Consider the following 16,322-nt stretch of genomic DNA (forward strand, 5'->3'; position numbering starts at 1 on the left):
CTGGGTTTTATTTGTATGATTAATGCCTCCTTCACCTGCCATTCACATGACAGATGATGCGCATACGGATGATAGATAATTGTGAAAAACGTAGCCTCCTCACATGTTCTGCCCTTTCGCGCCCTCATCGACGCCTGCTGGAAAGAAAAGTACACCTCGTCACGTTTTGTCCGTGACCTGATTGCCGGGATCACCGTCGGCATTATTGCCATCCCGCTGGCGATGGCGCTGGCGATTGGCAGCGGCGTTGCGCCGCAGTACGGTCTGTACACCTCGGCCGTTGCCGGTATTGTTATTGCTCTGACGGGCGGCTCGCGCTTCAGCGTCTCCGGCCCGACCGCCGCCTTCGTGGTGATCCTCTACCCGGTTTCGCAACAGTTTGGTCTGGCAGGCCTGCTGGTTGCCACCCTGATGTCCGGCCTTTTTTTAATTCTGTTTGGCCTGGCCCGCTTTGGTCGGTTGATTGAGTACATCCCCCTTTCCGTCACGCTCGGGTTCACCTCGGGGATTGGGATCACCATCGGAACCATGCAGATCAAGGATTTCCTCGGCCTGCAGTTGCCCCACGTACCGGAGCACTACCTGCAAAAAGTGGGGGCGCTGTTTATGGCGCTGCCGACCGCCAACCTGGGCGACGCCGCCATCGGGATTGTGACGCTCGGGACGCTGATCGTCTGGCCTCGCCTCGGTATTCGCCTTCCGGGCCATCTGCCCGCGCTGCTGCTGGGCTGCGCGGTGATGGCCATCGTCAATATGTTCGGTGGCCATGTCGCGACTATCGGCTCGCAGTTCCACTATGTTCTGGCGGACGGCTCGCAGGGTAGCGGCATTCCGCAACTGTTACCTCAGCTGGTGTTGCCGTGGGACATGCCGGGCTCCACTTTCACACTGAGCTGGGATTCTCTGCGCGCATTGCTGCCCGCCGCGTTCTCCATGGCGATGCTGGGTGCGATTGAATCTCTGCTCTGCGCCGTCGTGCTCGACGGTATGACCGGTACCAAGCACAAAGCCAACAGCGAACTGGTCGGTCAGGGGTTAGGCAACCTCATCGCACCGTTCTTTGGCGGTATTACCGCAACGGCAGCCATCGCCCGTTCTGCGGCAAACGTTCGCGCGGGGGCGACCTCCCCCGTTTCGGCGGTTATCCACTCCGTGCTGGTGATCCTCGCCCTGCTGATCCTCGCCCCGCTGCTCTCCTGGCTGCCGCTTTCCGCCATGGCCGCCCTGCTGCTGATGGTGGCCTGGAATATGAGTGAGGCGCATAAGGTGGTTAACCTGCTGCGTCGCGCGCCGAAAGACGACATCATCGTGATGCTGATCTGCATGTCGCTGACCGTGCTGTTTGATATGGTTATCGCCATCAGCGTCGGGATCGTACTCGCTTCCCTGCTATTTATGCGCCGCATCGCGCAGATGACGCGCCTTTCCCCGGTTAACGTAGAGGTGCCTGACGATGTGCTGGTGCTGCGCGTGATTGGCCCGCTGTTCTTCGCCGCGGCGGAAGGTCTGTTCAGCGATCTGGAGTCCCGCATCATGGGCAAACGGGTTGTGGTGCTAAAATGGGATGCCGTACCGGTGCTTGATGCCGGCGGCCTGGATGCCTTCCAGCGCTTTGTGAAACGTCTGCCGGAAGGCTGCGAGCTGCGGGTGAGTAACCTCGAATTCCAGCCCCTGCGCACCATGGCGCGCGCAGGCGTGCAGCCAATCCCTGGCCGCTTATCCTTCTACCCTAACCGGGAAGCTGCGTTAGCGGATCTGTGAGTTACCCGATGCAGAGAAACGTCTCTGCATCATCACCCCGATCGCCTGCTGGAGCCATGCAAGCACGGCAGGCGTCATCCACGTCCCTTTCATCAGATGCGGTTCCTGCTGCATGGCAACGCGAAACTTTTGCTGGGTCTCCGGGTTCGTCCCTGCGTACGACTGGAATAACGTCAGCCATTTTTCCGCTAGCTTTTGCGCCTCCTCCGCAGCAGGATCGAGATTTTCCCGCTGTGCATGATGCAGCTTCGCCACCAGCGGTGGCCACTCCATCATGCGGTCAAAGTAGTGCGCCCGGGTAAAGGCCATCTCTTCGGCAGTGAGGTATTTCTCCCATATGCTGAGCTTAGATTCCGCAAACGCGCGCGTGATGTAATCGGTTATCTCCGGCGTGATGCCGGTCTGCTCGCGCATTTGAGGCTCCACGCTGTGCATCTCGTTCAGGCGGGTGAGAAACTCCGGCCTGCCCGCCGTGTCCTGCTCCAGGCGTTCCATCCAGCGCGTCGCCAGATCCATCGCCCGCGTGTCAGCAACGGGTATATCCTGTTCCAGCAACGCGTTGGCCTCTGCCACCAGCCCTGACCAGATAGCCGACAGCGCGTCCTTCTGCACCGCAAACGGCAGCTGCTGTAACTCTTCTTTGCTAAACCAGCGATCGTACATATTCATCAACTCCAGAGTCTGTAGCCAGGATTCCAGATCCGGCGTCGCATCATCGGTAAGCCCGGTACGCAGCTCCACCAGCCGGTCGCGCAGCGTGTGTATGCTGCGCAGCTGTTTATCCAGCAGCGTAATTTGCGCATCGAGTAGCTCGGTTAACGACAGCGACTCCTTTTCCAGAAAGTCCCTGATTTCAGCAAGTTCCAGCCCCGCTTTTGCCAGCGCCTGGATCATGTGCAGTCGCTGCACATCCGCCAGGTTGTAAAGCCGGTAACCTGCCGCGCTTCTGGCAGAAGGCAGCAGCAGCCCTGTTTGCTCGTAGTGATGCAATGTCCGCACGGTGATACCGGCTCGTTTCGCAAGTTCGCCCACCTGAATCAACATAACTGCTCCTTTTTTCTTTGCCAGTGCCGCCACTCTGGAGCCTTACGTTACGTGAGGGTCAATATGCTATGCAAAAAAAAACGACTCCAGATGGAGTCGTTTCGGTATTCTGTATCGGGCACTAGCTGTGCTTATGCTGGTCACGGCGGCAGCGTTTATCGTAATGGCGCACCCACCAGTATTTATCGCAGACTTCCTCATGTCCGCTCACACGCGCCCCGGCAAGCCACAACACCGCACCGAGGAAGATGCTCAGTACCGCGCCATGCGCGAAGTATTGCGGGAGATCAAGCTGCGGCAGCTGGTTTAAAATGGAATAACCCACGCCGACTACCATCACGAAGAGCCCCAACCCCATCAGCACGTTACCGAGTAACGAAGCGTTTTTGCGTTTCATGTGTCACCTCCGGAACTTTGGGTTGTCAGGGGAAAAGCCCCTAATCCTTGTGTGTAAAGTATAGACAACGCCCCTTTTATGAGTTGCGTGAATGATCACAATTACAGATAACTCCCAGACAAAAATTTACAAATAACATGTTGAACAGCTTGAAATTCTAATTGTTCAGATAAGTAATTATTTGTATTTCGCTGTTACGATCGCAGAATTTTGTCAACCGGCGCGCCAGACAGTAAACTACGCGCCAGATTTGGAACCCATTAGGAATTGAATCGTGACGATTAAACTGATTGTCGGCCTCGCCAACCCGGGCGCAGAGTATGCAGCCACCCGCCACAATGCCGGGGCATGGTACGTCGATCTGCTGGCCGAACGGTTACGTGCTCCCCTGCGTGAAGAACCAAAATTCTTCGGCTATACCTCACGTATCAACCTTGCTGGCGCGGATGTTCGCCTGCTGGTGCCCACCACCTTTATGAACCTGAGCGGCAAAGCCGTGGCGGCCATGGCAACGTTTTATCGCATCAGTCCAGATGAAATTCTGGTCGCCCACGATGAGCTGGATCTCCCCCCAGGCGTGGCAAAATTCAAGCTGGGCGGCGGGCACGGCGGCCACAACGGTCTTAAAGACATCATCAGCAAGCTGGGCAATAACCCGAATTTCCACCGTTTGCGCGTGGGAATTGGTCATCCGGGCGATAAAAACAAAGTTGTCGGTTTCGTACTCGGTAAGCCCCCGGTTTCTGAACAGAAACTGATTGACGAAGCGGTAGACGAAGCGGCGCGCTGCACCGAAATCTGGCTGAAAGACGGGTTAACGAAAGCGACAAACCGCTTACACGCTTTCAAAGCGCAATAATCCGCCCGATACGGCTTTTTTACCGCGCGTCATGCGGGTTACGTGTATAATAGGCGTAGTTATTTACTTTTCATCAATCGGTTATCGTTAACGGATTGATTATCAAGATATTAAGGTGATTTAGAAATGGGATTCAAATGCGGTATCGTCGGTCTGCCAAACGTGGGCAAATCCACCCTGTTTAACGCGCTTACTAAAGCGGGTATCGAAGCGGCGAACTTCCCGTTCTGTACCATCGAACCGAACACCGGCGTGGTGCCAATGCCGGACCCGCGTCTGGACCAGCTCGCGGAAATCGTGAAGCCGCAGCGTATTCTGCCAACCACCATGGAGTTCGTGGACATCGCGGGCCTGGTAAAAGGTGCCTCCAAAGGCGAAGGTCTGGGTAACCAGTTCCTGACCAACATTCGTGAAACCGAAGCGATCGGCCACGTAGTGCGCTGCTTCGAGAACGACAACATCATCCACGTTAACAACAAAGTGGATCCGGCGGACGACATCGACGTTATCAACACCGAGCTGGCGCTCTCTGACCTCGACACCTGCGAACGCGCGATTCACCGCGTGCAGAAGAAAGCCAAAGGCGGCGACAAGGACGCGAAAGCGGAACTGGCTGCGCTGGAAAAATGTCTGCCACAGCTGGAAAATGCGGGCATGCTGCGCGCGCTGAAAAACCTGACTGACGAAGACAAAGCGGCGATCAAATACCTGAGCTTCCTGACCCTGAAGCCAACCATGTACATCGCCAACGTTAACGAAGACGGTTTTGAGAACAACCCGTACCTGGACAAAGTGCGTGAAATCGCAGCGGCGGAAGGTTCTGTGGTTGTGGCGGTTTGCGCTGCCGTTGAATCCGACATCGCCGAGCTGGACGACTCCGACCGTGAAGAGTTCATGGCGGAGCTGGGTCTCGAAGAGCCGGGCCTGAACCGCGTGATCCGCGCGGGCTACGAGCTGCTGAACCTGCAGACCTACTTCACCGCTGGCGTGAAAGAAGTGCGTGCGTGGACGATTCCTGTGGGTGCGACTGCGCCTCAGGCGGCCGGCAAGATCCACACCGACTTCGAGAAAGGCTTTATTCGCGCGCAGACTATCGCGTTTGAAGACTTTATCACCTACAAGGGTGAGCAAGGTGCGAAAGAGGCAGGCAAGATGCGTGCGGAAGGGAAAGATTACATCGTTAAAGATGGCGATGTGATGAACTTCCTGTTTAACGTTTGATTGGTTTTGAATGAAAAAAATCCACGCTTTGGCGTGGATTTTTTATTGCGGGGTTAAAACACATTTTCCAATAGTTCTTTTTTCATGCTGGGTTCAAAAGAAATGATCTCAACAGTCGCAAGCTTTAACCTCTGAAAAGGATCCTCGCGTAAGCGCTCCTCAAGAGAGGCAAGACTCTCACACTTAGCGAGAATGACACCGCCGTTTCTTGGGATCCGTCTACCGGACGCCAGGAAAATCCCCTCTGCATACCCTTTTTTAGCCACTCAACATGAGCAGGTATCGCTGCATCGATTTCTTCGAATGGTTTTATATAGGTCATAATGACAATGTAAACCGTGCTCATCTTTTGCCTATCAGTTTTTTTAGTCGTTTGTTGGAACCGCTTATGCAGCTCCTCTTTTGCCCCCCGGTATTGTTATAACGTTTATGTGTATTTTAATCTTAATACGCGGGTCAGGATTGGGACAACACGTTATGCATCGTAGGAAAAAACCAATCATGCCAGCCGTTTTTTACCGCATAGCTACAAACAATGACGACTTCCCTTGGAAGAGTGAGTTTTAAGCAATAAAAAAAGTCCCTTGGGGAGGTGCAGACAAATATACTTTTTCACAGAGTTCATTGAAGTTTGTCAAAACGGCTGGTAACGGCTTTTGTTCATTTAATACAAGGACTAATTAACGTGTTGAATCTAACATTACATAGTCTAAAATTGACATGCCGAAAGTATATTTTTACCCTTTGGCGATCACGACGCTCCTATAATCTGTTTCATTTTTTATCCAGAACATTTCATCTTGAGGTAACGATCCATCACTGCAGAAATCAACAAGTTCGCCGAACCAACCATCAGGAACATATTTGTGATAATGCATACTCTCAACATATTCAGAATATAGTCGCTTACTTTCAAAGTCTATAAATAAATCCGGCATTAGATCATATATATCCCACCAGGTTGTTTTTTCTGAAAGCCTATTGTAAAACGCCTCAGCTATATCATCCTTATCGTATAAATAACCATCTTTAATTAAGTTATCAATGAATATCTGCGCGTTTTTTTCATTTACTACTGGTATGTCATATCTTTCCTTATGGATATCCTGTAGGTTTATTTCTACCCCGTTTTTCACAAAATCGTCTACCCATTTAACTCTGTCCAAAACCCACATTTCTTTAAAGGCAACGAACCAATAAAATCTTCCTTCGTTCTTTACTATTACAAGGAGTTCATCATCTTTATTAACATTCATATAGTAACCTATTTTACATTCCCCGAGCCTGGAATCGCTACTTCTTCAAGCCATTCTGCCCATATTGATGGTAATTCATACGATCTACCTGGCGTTGTCGGATCGACACGCTTAGGAGCTAACCCACCTTGATTTAACGGATTAGTACGATAACCGGCCTGAGGTATTGCACTTTCTTCTATGAAATCCGCCATCCACTTAGGAACTTTAAAGGAGACAATTTCTGCATTACCACCTCTAATATCAAGGAAATGCTGAGCATGCGAGCTATCTCCAATACTGATATTTAAGGTTCCACGCTGAATTTTTGGGTTATTAGCAGAATCTAATTTGATTCTGACCCGACTTGCATTTGGTGGCGTTCCCCCTTGAACCCTAAATATAGACTCAGTTGCATTGGGATCCCCTCTCTTACATAGACCCAGCGGATCTATCCAACCTAATGGGTTAGGAGCATAGCTGTAAAGATTTAACCCACCATATAGCCCTATCGGGTCCTGCTGCGTAAACCTTCCGCAGTCCGGGTCATAATACCGGAACAGATTGTAGTGCAGCCCTGTCTCACGGTCCAGGTATTGCCCCTGCATGCGCAGGTTCTGAGAATATCCTGATACCTGCGTCTCGCTTTCCCGCAGCAGCTTGCCCCAGGCGCTGTTCACCCCTTCCCAGCGCACCTGCCCTTCGATATCCGTCATCCGCTCCGGCGTGCCGTTCGGCTGGCAGTGGAACCAGAAAATCTCCGGGGCATCAACACCGTCAATACGCGCCAGCGGATCATAGCTGTCCTGATCGCTGTAGACGTAGGTGAGCGGCACATCCCCGTGCACCTCCTGCAGCAGGCGGAACCCTTCCCAGACAAACCGGGTGGTGACTGGCTTGCCGGTTGGCTGTCCGCCCAGCATCTGGCGTCGCGTTTTGCTGATGCGTCGCCCGAGCGGATCGTAGCGGAAGCTGACCTGCGTCTGCGGCCTGTTGCGGTCCCTTGGCTGGCTGATGACCTCCGTCAGGCGATGCTCGCCGTCATAGCGGTAGTGCCAGCGGGTCTGGCCGTTATCCTTCTCCACGGTACGGCCGTGGATGTCATAGCGCCAGCGAATGCCGTTCAGTTGCGTCAGGCGGTTGTGCGTGACCTTCTCAGCAGAGCCTTCAAGCGGGTTACCGGCAGCATCCCAGCGCCACTGCTCCTGTCCGGGCAGCGTGCCGTCCTGAACAAGCAGACGCCCGGCGCTGTCGTACTGCCAGCGGTACCAGCTGAACGGGTTATCGTCCCGCTCTTCCCGCACCAGGTTATTGCGGTAGTCATAATCCCAGCGGCGGGACCAGCGGCGCGGCGACGGGCGCTGGGCATTGCCGGTAAAAACGTCCCGGCGATGCAGGCGTCCAAGACGATCGTACTCGCTGCGGGTGGTCAGCAGCCCCTGGGTGCGGCTGGTCTCGCGGTGAAGCTCGTCGCGCGTAAAATCGGAAACCGAGAGCTTATCAAGAGCAATGCTGAGCAGATGCCCGCTGCCGTAGTAGAACTGCTTCAGCTCGCGACCATCGGGCAGCGTGACGGAGGTGCGGTTGCCCAGCGCATCATACTCCCACGCCAGCTCACCTTGCTCGCCCGCTTCGCGGGTGACGCGACCGAGTGCGTCATACTCAAAGGCAAGCTCCTGCTCTGCCTCGGTGGTCCACGCGTCGGCTGAAAGCGCCGGATGCAGCCCAATCCGGCTTAACAGCCCGGACGGAGTGTAGTGGTAGCGGGTCTGTCCTTCTGGCGTGGTGCGGGCGACCAGTTGGCCGCTCGCGCTCCAGACGAAGGCGTGGGTGATGGCCTCCGGATGACCGGCGGCAAACGTGCGCGCTATCGTGCGCCCGCAGGCGTCATAGCGATACTGCGAGGCCACGCCATCAAGCCCCACCTCTTCCAGCAGCAGAGAGTCCGCGCCCCAGCGGAACTGGTACGCTTCGCCGTTTTCGTTTTCCAGGGCAATCAGACGTCCGCGGCTGTCCCAGCGGCGACGGACCTCTTCACCCTGGGTATTACGGGTGGCGGTTAAGCGCCCGGCCCCATCGTATCTGAACTCACTTTCTTTCCCGTCGGCGCCAGCATGCTTCACCGGCAGGCCACGTTCGTTCCATTTGAGCGACTCCGTCCAGCCTTCCGGTCGGTCGAGCTGCACCGGACGCCCTGCGGCGTCGTAGCGGTAACGCGTCTCTTCACCATCGGCGCTAATCTCAGCCACCAGCCAGCCCAGCGGGTGATAGCGATAGCGGGTAATACGCCCTGAACAGTCCGTCGAACGTATGATCTGCCCGGCCTCGTTGTACTCCTGATAGCGGCTGTTTCCGGCGGCATCGACCTCTTCGACGACCTGGCCGAACGCGTCCCGGCGCAGCTGCGTGGTCTGCCCCATCGGATCCACCACGCGCTTCAGCCCGTGGTGTTCGTCGTACCAGAACCGGGTGGCGCTGCCGTCGGTTTCAATAATGGCCGCAGGAAGCGCGCGGTGTTCCAGCCAGGTGGTGGTGCGGGTGTTGCCGTCGGCGTCGATCTCCTGAACCCGGTTGCCCATTTCGTCGTAGACGAAGGTGACGGCATTTCCGAGCGGATCAATGCGACGCGTCAGAAGTTCGTTCTCATCCCACTCGTAGCACCAGTTTTCACCACGCTCGTCAACGTAGCGGACAATCAGATTTTGCGCGTTCCAGTAGTGGCGGCGCGTCTGACCGTCGTAGTGTTCGACGGTCGTCAGCCCGACTGCTAAATCATAGCTAAAGCGGCAGCCGTCACCGGTGCTGGTGCGGTTTTCCACCACGCGCCAGTGATCGAATTTTTTCCAGCGGTATTCGCTCTCCAGACCGCCCGGCATCCGGTGCCAGACCATCAGGCCGTGGTCGTTATAGCGGTATTCACGCGTCACCACGCCGGAGGCATCCGTCGCGCTCGCCAGCTGGCCGCGCGCGTCGTAGCCCCATTGCATCAGCGGCCAGGTCTGGTTGCCGTCGAAATGGCTTGCAGCGGTAACACGCCGCGGGAAACGTTCATCTTCATAGCGCAGGGTGACGTCGATTGCCCGCGGCTCGTCGTGCAGGCCGACCAGCCTGCCGTGCTCGTCCCACTCCGTCAGCAGCGCGTTGCCGTATTCATCGCTGAGGGAGGCCAGACGCAGGATGGAGGGATTCACCCGGGTTGGTTTATACAGACGCCACACCGCGCCGTCATCGTCGGCAATCGCCACGTCGCCGCTCTCATTGCGGCGGATAATAATGCCTTCGCTGATGCTGTAAAACGCGCGGTCGACAGGCGGCAGTTCGAAGCTCAACTCGCGCCCGGTTTCGTCGAACCAGGTAGCGTTGTCTTCTTCCAGCGCCAGATAGCTGTCAAAGGTGGTTGCCCAGCCCAGACCGAACAGCCCTTCTCGGGTGGTCAGGCTGTTGTAGCTGCGCTGCCAGCGCAGCGGGAAGCGTCCCGGCAAGGAAAAATCGAGTTCGTCGTCGTCATTCAGCACCTTCACGCCGGTGGCGGCGTGAACCGGGTGCGAGGATCCGAACACGGCATTCACCGCCATATCGGCCAGCATCCCACCGCCGGCCGCTGCCAGCGCGCAGGGCATGTTTTTGAGGATCTTGCCCGGGCGCCCGCGCAGCAGGGAGAGCGCAATCATCCCCAGCGCCAGGCCCGGCGTTTTACCGCTTTTGATATCGCGGACCGTGAGCGTGTCCCCGCCGATGATCACGTTCGGGGAGACATCGTCAGAAACGGTGCCTTCGCAGGTGGTACGATCTTTCGCACGCACCGCGGGCTGCCCGTTGATAAAGACGCTTTTAGAGCCTTCCGCCAGGTACTGCGGCCCGGAGTGTTTTTCACACGCCACCTTATCTTCTTCCAGCGGCGAGGTTCCCGCGGCGGCAGAGGCCACGCTCGGCTGCCACATTTCGCTGCCAAACTGTCCGGCGGCGGAAAGCAGCATGCCCGCGTAATCGGCAAAGCTGCCCGGCGACTGCGGCTCAGGGGAAGGGGTATCGGCGGGCGTCAGCGTGCCTGCCGCGCGTGCGGCGGGGATTGCGTTGGTCAGCACGTTATTTGAACCGGTGGTGATTTTACCCGCAGGTGACGGTGGGAAAAGCGCATTGCCTAATCCTTCCGCGGCGTTGCTGATATCGTCGGTAATACCCGCCACGTTCGCCAGCACGCCACCGATAATCCCGCTTAACAAACAGCTGGATCCAATTGCCGCCACGCCTGCGGCAGCAGCACCCGCACCGAGTAGAGGCGCGGCAGCCGTTGCCGCCAGCCCTACCGCCGCGCCAATCACCGCATAGGCGGCACCTTCCGCCACAATGCTGGTGATGTCAGCAAAAATGCTGGAGTGAATAATCTCGTCGCCCTTACGAGCCGCGTTGTTATCGCTCATGCCTTACACATTCCGGTTGTCGTTTAGCGTCAGACTCTGCTTAAGCGCGCTCCAGCGCACCTCGTCCTCTTCGGTGAATGTTCTTAATGCCGAGAGGGTAAAAATCATCAATACCGGTTTGCCCGGTGTCTGAACGGCAAGCTGTTTTTGCCACAGGCGCTGTCCGTTACGGTCAAAGGTGGTCTCAACTTCAAGTCCGCTGATTTTTCCATCAGGACCGGCTTTTACGTTCCGGAATTCGCTCTGGGCTATCTCACCCATCTGAGGACGCAGCACGTCCCACTGGCGATGAAACTCTTGTTCGTAGTCGTTGCCGTCCGGGATAACGCCGCGGCTGACCACCACGGACAGCCCGCTTTCGTCATCGCGAATAATGTTCATGCTGTTATCCTGCCAGGCAGCAGGAAAAAGGGAAAACGAACCTTCCTGGAGGGTGTATTTCATAAGTGAACTCGGGATGATTAATATGATGAGAAACAAAAGAGGCCAATCCATGCTGGCCCTTTGGCTGGCTATATAGTTATTTAAGCCACTGGCCTGACTGTTCAACTAAAACATGGTTGCCTTTGCTGACAACCAATTTCACGGGTGCGTACGTCACGGTGTAAGCGACTTCGCCATTTTTGTATGTTGAACCAATTATTTTACCTGCTGGATCGTGCAGCGTTTTTCCCTTTAATGAGATGGTACTGTTATCGCTTTTGCGCACGCCGAGATAAACCATCTCGTCACATTCGCTATCAAAATGACCGCACGTGTTTATAAGAGAAATAGCGAATTTTTCGGTGTCCAGTTTTCTGGTTTCAGCGCTATAAACCGATGCGGCTTTACGTAACGTATAACGCAGCGGTGCATAATAATTTCCTTTTTGAGGAGGAGTGACTAAACGCCATTCCATTGCACTCCCTTTTATTTCCAGAACAGCTCGTCCGCCTACGCCGCCAAACGATGAGTTGAACTCAACGCTAGCACGATTGCCAACGATCGTACCGCTAAGATTTTGCTCATCATCTTCCGGGCAATCTATGCGGTTTCCTCTCTGGGAGATATAGCAATAGGAGCCTGTGATACGGTTACCTGATTCAGCTAAACGCAGGGTTAACGTTGAGTCGTTCTCGAATTCGCCGGCCCAAGTTCCGTCAAACGCGAGGCCTAATTGGCTGTTCGTTGCAAAATGCTTCGCATTGAATCTGGCGGCCCACTGCAGAATATCGGCATGAATAACCGGGCTATTATCAGAAGACTGGTAATGAATAACGTCCGACTCCGGAATCACCCAGGCCGCAAAGATTTTGCCGTCAGGATTGATCACCAGCGCGGACGCGTTCTCCTGATAGAGATCCTTTAGCCAGCCTTCAACAAACAATCCGCCACCTGGGGTGGTATGCGGATCACCAAAGACATCAAAGTTATCAAGAAAGGTCTGGTAATGATTTCCCAGCGTCTTCCGGAGATTGTCTGTCACTCCGCTATCGTTAACGATGCGACTAACCGTATTGAGCTTATTGTATTGCGATAATTCAAGCGCAGATGACGTTTCAACGCCCCCTGTCAATAAAGCGGTGAACAATACGACTGCCAAATATTTCTTGGTCATAAATTACTCGGAAGAGCCATTGGTGTAATTCATGGTCATTTTCAAAACGTTGCCGTCTTTCATCTCAAACGAGAGCGCTTTTTTACCCAACTCGTAGGTAATCCACTGTTCCCCCGAATCATTGTCGACCTGACCGGTACCGTATGCGCTGTTCAGTTCCTCTCTCGTTGAACCCACATGGATACCACGCGGCGTTGGGAAGCCTTCGTCAGTCAGCGTAATTTGAGACACGATATAATCATCAACGCTTCTTTCCGCTTTATCCCACCAGAGATTGGAACTGAATATTTCTAACCCAGCCCTTTGATGCTGGAAGAATTTATAGTTCATTCCGTCAAAAGGAACCTCACCGGTAAAACTGCCTTCCACAGGCATTTCAATTTTACAGGCAATATCAGGAGTCCATCTGTCGCCCAGGGCGATGGGCTGGTCTTTGACCTTCACGGAAAAATCCTGTTTTGTCAGAACGGGCGGCATAGCCTCTGCCAAAACCACATTGCTACTCAGACAACTTAACATCAGGGAAAAACAAAGAAATATGGGCGTGTGTTTTTTCACGTTAAACGTCACTGACTTGATGTAAATTACGCTCTTCACGGATGCTGCAAACCGGCAGCGAAATACCCGTGCCGGCATGAAAACACAACACTTATTAACGATCGTAACGCGACATAACGACTCTATTTAGGCATTCCTGGTTCATCACCGGAAAACTAAATGCCCATGCAAGTCCTCTCTCATCAGTAACGGTTCGGTATCCAACAGATTGTCCTGCGGTATTCCCACGAGGAATGTTAGAAATTTTAACATCAGGGAAATGAGTTTTGACTTGTTCGAGCGTAATGCAAGGCTGTTCGATTACAAACGAGACAAGTGAAACGCTATTATCTCCGTTTCCCCATAAACGAACATCTAAATCGCTGATACGCGTTCCATCAGATAATGTGAATGGAACTGACGTATAACGGTCTTTCACTTCTGGATTTTTTTGGACCAGTGGTTGATGGAAAAGTTTACTGACATCCTCGGTCTGTTTTCCCCAGACTGTTTTGAGTTCTTTAACAATATGCCATAAAGAATCTTGGTTCATGTTTGTTTGTCCTGCGTAAGAAAAAGTTGAAAATAGTGGGAGCAAAAAGAGGATGGTATTTTTTGTCATTCTACTTACCATAGAACCCCCCGTAATAATCGCTGTAATTGAGATCGGTACCCGAAGCTATTTCGCCTTTACCGTAGACTTTACCTATAGCTTTTGCAGCGTCAACCCGCGACAGCTCTCCACTTACCATTTTATCATAGGCTGCATTGTAAGCTTTGAGATTTTCCGGGCTTCCTGCTATATCAATATCAATACCGCCATTCCCCAGAATTTCACGCTGTATTTTGATATTATTCAAGGTTGCACCACCTTCATCCATTAGCTGGCTGTTAATGAAGTTTTCTTTACTCGAATAATCTGCAGCAACAGGATATGTGGCATGTCCTGCTTCATGAGCTAAAGTTTGTACCGTCGTGGCCGTGTCTTCCATGTGTTCAGGATCCATAACGATCAATTTATTATCCGCCTCAGCATAACTTCCCCCACCAGCCGCTCCTGGTTGAATCGCCCATCCCTTGTCTTTCAAATCTTTTAGCTGAGTTTGAAGGGTCGGTGACTTGTTGATTTGTTTAACAACATCATCATTGAAAGGCATAACGTCTGAGCTATTCGGATTATTTTTATAAACATAATTCCCTTTCAAAGGCGGGGCTGTTGTTGACGCCGAAGCTGGAGCAGGTTTCGATTGGCCTGCTGCTGGAGCCGCAGCGGGGGCAGGACGACTGGCGCTCTCTTGCGGCGCAAACTTCGCCTGCACCGCCGCATCAATATCCCCTTTATGCCCCGATCCCGGTGCCGTTGTGCCCGGTTTGGTGCCAGAGGTATTCAGATGCAGCTTACCGCCCGTGGTGATATAACCATCCCCTTCCACGAAGAAGTTAAACTCTTTGCCGATCAGGTTAATCTTGCCGTTAGCGTTCAGCTCAATAGCGCTCTCACCTGAGACCAGCCGCAGCTTCGTCCCGGATGCAATAACATACTGCTCGACCGCCGCATCCAGCTTGCCTTTCCCCGTCAGGATCTCGGTTCCGCCTTTCACCGCCTGAGTCTGGTTCGCTTCCACACGATGCAGCTCATTTTTCTTCACATAATGGCTGCGCGCCCCGCCGACGCTGTGCGTTTCATCATTTTTAACGCTTGTGTCCATGTTGCGCTCGGCCTGGATCCACACCTGCTCTGCGCCCGCTTTATCCTCAAAGCGCAGGGCGTTGGCGTTGTCTACGGAGCCCCCCTTAGAGCGGCTCATAAAACCCATCTGCGTCGCCGCAGCCGGCAGCGCCCACGGCGGCATGCTCGCGTCGTTGTACACGCGACCGGTAATGATCGGACGGTCCGGGTCGCCGTTGATAAAGTCCACCACCACCTCGTCGCCGACGCGCGGGATCTGCACCCCGCCGTAGCCCTGGCCTGCCCACGCGCTCGACACGCGCACCCAGCAGGAACTGGTGTCATCGCCTTTCGCCAGACGGTCCCAGTGGAACTTCACCTTCACGCGACCGTATTTGTCCGTCCAGATACTCTCGCCCTTCGGCCCGACCACTTTCGCCGTCTGCGGGCCGTAGGTGCGCGGCCACGCCGTGGACTGCGCCGGGCGGTACACCACCGCCGACGGAATAACCGTGAAATCGGTGCGGTGAATGGTCTCCCCCTCGCCGCTGGCATAGCGGTTCTCTTCGAGGTGGTAGCCCGCCGCCGTCACCAGATACTCCCCGTTGTCGCTGAAGAACGGCGCGTTGGTTAACGTGAAGGTGTGCCCCGGCGCTATCCCCGCCGCCGTCGCGGTGGCCTGAATCTGCTGGTGCTCAACCTGCCAGCGCTCCTGACGAATACGGGCATAGAACTCCCCGTGCCCTTTGTCGACAAAGCGACCCGGCCAGTCGTACACGTCGATGCTGCCCGGCTTCGGCGACGCCGGGTTCTGCTGGGCCTGGAACAGCCACGCGTTCGGCTTGCGGAAGTCATAGTCGTCGAGGCTGTAAATCCCCGGCGTCACGCTGTCCTCCAGCGCCCACTGGCTGATGCCCTCTTCGTCCGTACTGCCGCCGGACGGCGTCTGGTGGTAAGGAATGACCTCATAGCCGCTGAACGGCTGATGCTGCGTGGCGGCGTCGGTAAGCACCAAGGTGTGCTTGTCCGCCTCATGGCGGAAGTGATAGGCAATCCCCTCCAGCTCCATCAGGCGGCTGATGAAGTCCAGGCTCGACTCCTGATACTGCACGCAGTAGTCCCACACCCGGTAGCTGCCTGTGAGTTTATCCTCAACGTTAACCTGATGCTCGCCCAGCAGGGTTTTCACAATCTGCGGCACCGTCTGCCCCTGGAAAATACGCAGGTTACGGTCGCGCTTCATTGGCCACAGGTCCGGCTCCACCGTCAGCTGGTACACCGCATAGCGCGTGCCCGTCAGCTCAACGGCGCTGACCGCCACCCGGGTAATCTTGCCGTTAACGTAGCGGGACGTCAGCAGGCTCTGCGTCGGGATGGTCACCGTGACCGGCTGGCCGAGCAGCTTGCTGCGGTCGATGCGTGCGTCCGTGCCGAGCACGGTCAGCGTCAGCGCGAACGACTCGGACATCGCCTCGCGGCCCGTCAGTTTCCAGAACAGAAGCCCCTCCACCGGGAGCTGAACGGTAATTCGGTTGAGCATAATCTTTATTCCATATAGCTTATGCGATTCAGAAAAGAGGT

General features: G+C 54.7%; 12 protein-coding genes and 1 pseudogene. 3 read left to right on the plus strand and 10 right to left on the minus strand.

Translation table 11 applies throughout. The annotated features are described in order from the left end of the window. The first annotated feature begins 81 nt into the window (after positions 1-81). Positions 82-1,761 carry a C4-dicarboxylic acid transporter DauA gene (gene dauA, locus AB8818_RS04120; RefSeq protein WP_192985218.1) on the plus strand — a complete coding sequence of 560 codons (1,680 nt, stop codon included), beginning with the start codon at positions 82-84 and terminating at the stop codon, positions 1,759-1,761. Here dauA and AB8818_RS04125 read toward each other — a convergent pair. Together AB8818_RS04125 and ychH are read right to left on the minus strand one after the other, a co-directional pair. Next, positions 1,747-2,805: a MerR family transcriptional regulator gene (locus AB8818_RS04125; protein ID WP_192985220.1), complete on the minus strand. Its 1,059-nt coding sequence runs from the start codon at positions 2,803-2,805 to the stop codon at positions 1,747-1,749. The genes dauA and AB8818_RS04125 overlap by 15 nt on opposite strands. Positions 2,806-2,926: 121 nt before the next feature. Then, the gene (gene ychH / locus AB8818_RS04130) at positions 2,927-3,202 is read right to left on the minus strand and encodes a stress-induced protein YchH (protein ID WP_008499505.1); all 276 of its coding nucleotides are present in this window, start codon (positions 3,200-3,202) and stop codon (positions 2,927-2,929) included. Between the two features lie 274 nt (positions 3,203-3,476). Here ychH and pth point away from each other — a divergent pair, with 274 nt between their 5' ends. Both pth and ychF read left to right on the plus strand, forming a co-directional pair. Beyond that, positions 3,477-4,061, plus strand: coding sequence for an aminoacyl-tRNA hydrolase (pth, locus tag AB8818_RS04135; protein WP_047652242.1), 585 nt, complete (start codon positions 3,477-3,479; stop codon positions 4,059-4,061). 126 nt (positions 4,062-4,187) lie between these two features. Then, positions 4,188-5,282 (plus strand): redox-regulated ATPase YchF, encoded by a 1,095-nt coding sequence (ychF, locus tag AB8818_RS04140; protein WP_163329932.1) that lies wholly within the window; start codon positions 4,188-4,190, stop codon positions 5,280-5,282. A 53-nt stretch (positions 5,283-5,335) separates the two neighbouring features. Here the strand turns inward: ychF and AB8818_RS04145 are convergent. The 8 genes and pseudogenes from AB8818_RS04145 to AB8818_RS04180 all read right to left on the minus strand — a co-directional run bounded on the left by AB8818_RS04145 (position 5,336) and on the right by AB8818_RS04180 (position 16,281). Next, positions 5,336-5,628 (minus strand): annotated as a pseudogene (locus AB8818_RS04145) (YciI family protein). A 391-nt stretch (positions 5,629-6,019) separates the two neighbouring features. After that, positions 6,020-6,538 carry a hypothetical protein gene (locus AB8818_RS04150; RefSeq protein ID WP_163329931.1) on the minus strand — a complete coding sequence of 173 codons (519 nt, stop codon included), beginning with the start codon at positions 6,536-6,538 and terminating at the stop codon, positions 6,020-6,022. Between the two features lie 8 nt (positions 6,539-6,546). Then, positions 6,547-10,938, minus strand: coding sequence for an RHS repeat-associated core domain-containing protein (locus AB8818_RS04155; RefSeq protein ID WP_226857674.1), 4,392 nt, complete (start codon positions 10,936-10,938; stop codon positions 6,547-6,549). Between the two features lie 3 nt (positions 10,939-10,941). Further along, positions 10,942-11,382: a DcrB-related protein gene (locus AB8818_RS04160; RefSeq protein WP_163329930.1), complete on the minus strand. Its 441-nt coding sequence runs from the start codon at positions 11,380-11,382 to the stop codon at positions 10,942-10,944. Positions 11,383-11,458: 76 nt separating this feature from the next. Next, positions 11,459-12,535, minus strand: coding sequence for a hypothetical protein (locus tag AB8818_RS04165; protein WP_192984480.1), 1,077 nt, complete (start codon positions 12,533-12,535; stop codon positions 11,459-11,461). Positions 12,536-12,538: 3 nt separating this feature from the next. Beyond that, positions 12,539-12,979: a hypothetical protein gene (locus tag AB8818_RS04170; protein WP_316387189.1), complete on the minus strand. Its 441-nt coding sequence runs from the start codon at positions 12,977-12,979 to the stop codon at positions 12,539-12,541. Between the two features lie 208 nt (positions 12,980-13,187). Beyond that, entirely contained in the window at positions 13,188-13,694 is a 507-nt protein-coding gene (locus AB8818_RS04175) for a hypothetical protein (RefSeq protein ID WP_226857675.1), read from the minus strand. A 1-nt stretch (position 13,695) separates the two neighbouring features. Further along, positions 13,696-16,281 (minus strand): type VI secretion system Vgr family protein, encoded by a 2,586-nt coding sequence (locus tag AB8818_RS04180; RefSeq protein WP_192984483.1) that lies wholly within the window; start codon positions 16,279-16,281, stop codon positions 13,696-13,698. Positions 16,282-16,322: the final 41 nt, after the last annotated feature.

Source organism: Enterobacter sp. KB-280D8, from assembly GCF_041399405.1.
In the GTDB taxonomy this organism is placed as follows: Bacteria; Pseudomonadota; Gammaproteobacteria; order Enterobacterales; family Enterobacteriaceae; genus Enterobacter; species Enterobacter cloacae_N.

Excerpts from the sequence above, each read along its gene's own strand:
- AB8818_RS04180 (WP_192984483.1), bottom strand. The coding sequence starts at position 16,281 with ATGCTCAACCGAATTACCGTTCAGCTCCCGGTGGAGGGGCTTCTGTTC.
- AB8818_RS04150 (WP_163329931.1), bottom strand. The coding sequence starts at position 6,538 with ATGAATGTTAATAAAGATGATGAACTCCTTGTAATAGTAAAGAACGAA.
- ychF (WP_163329932.1), top strand. The coding sequence starts at position 4,188 with ATGGGATTCAAATGCGGTATCGTCGGTCTGCCAAACGTGGGCAAATCC.
- AB8818_RS04125 (WP_192985220.1), bottom strand. The coding sequence starts at position 2,805 with ATGTTGATTCAGGTGGGCGAACTTGCGAAACGAGCCGGTATCACCGTG.
- AB8818_RS04165 (WP_192984480.1), bottom strand. The coding sequence starts at position 12,535 with ATGACCAAGAAATATTTGGCAGTCGTATTGTTCACCGCTTTATTGACA.
- AB8818_RS04175 (WP_226857675.1), bottom strand. The coding sequence starts at position 13,694 with ATGACAAAAAATACCATCCTCTTTTTGCTCCCACTATTTTCAACTTTT.
- AB8818_RS04155 (WP_226857674.1), bottom strand. The coding sequence starts at position 10,938 with ATGAGCGATAACAACGCGGCTCGTAAGGGCGACGAGATTATTCACTCC.
- AB8818_RS04160 (WP_163329930.1), bottom strand. The coding sequence starts at position 11,382 with ATGAAATACACCCTCCAGGAAGGTTCGTTTTCCCTTTTTCCTGCTGCC.
- ychH (WP_008499505.1), bottom strand. The coding sequence starts at position 3,202 with ATGAAACGCAAAAACGCTTCGTTACTCGGTAACGTGCTGATGGGGTTG.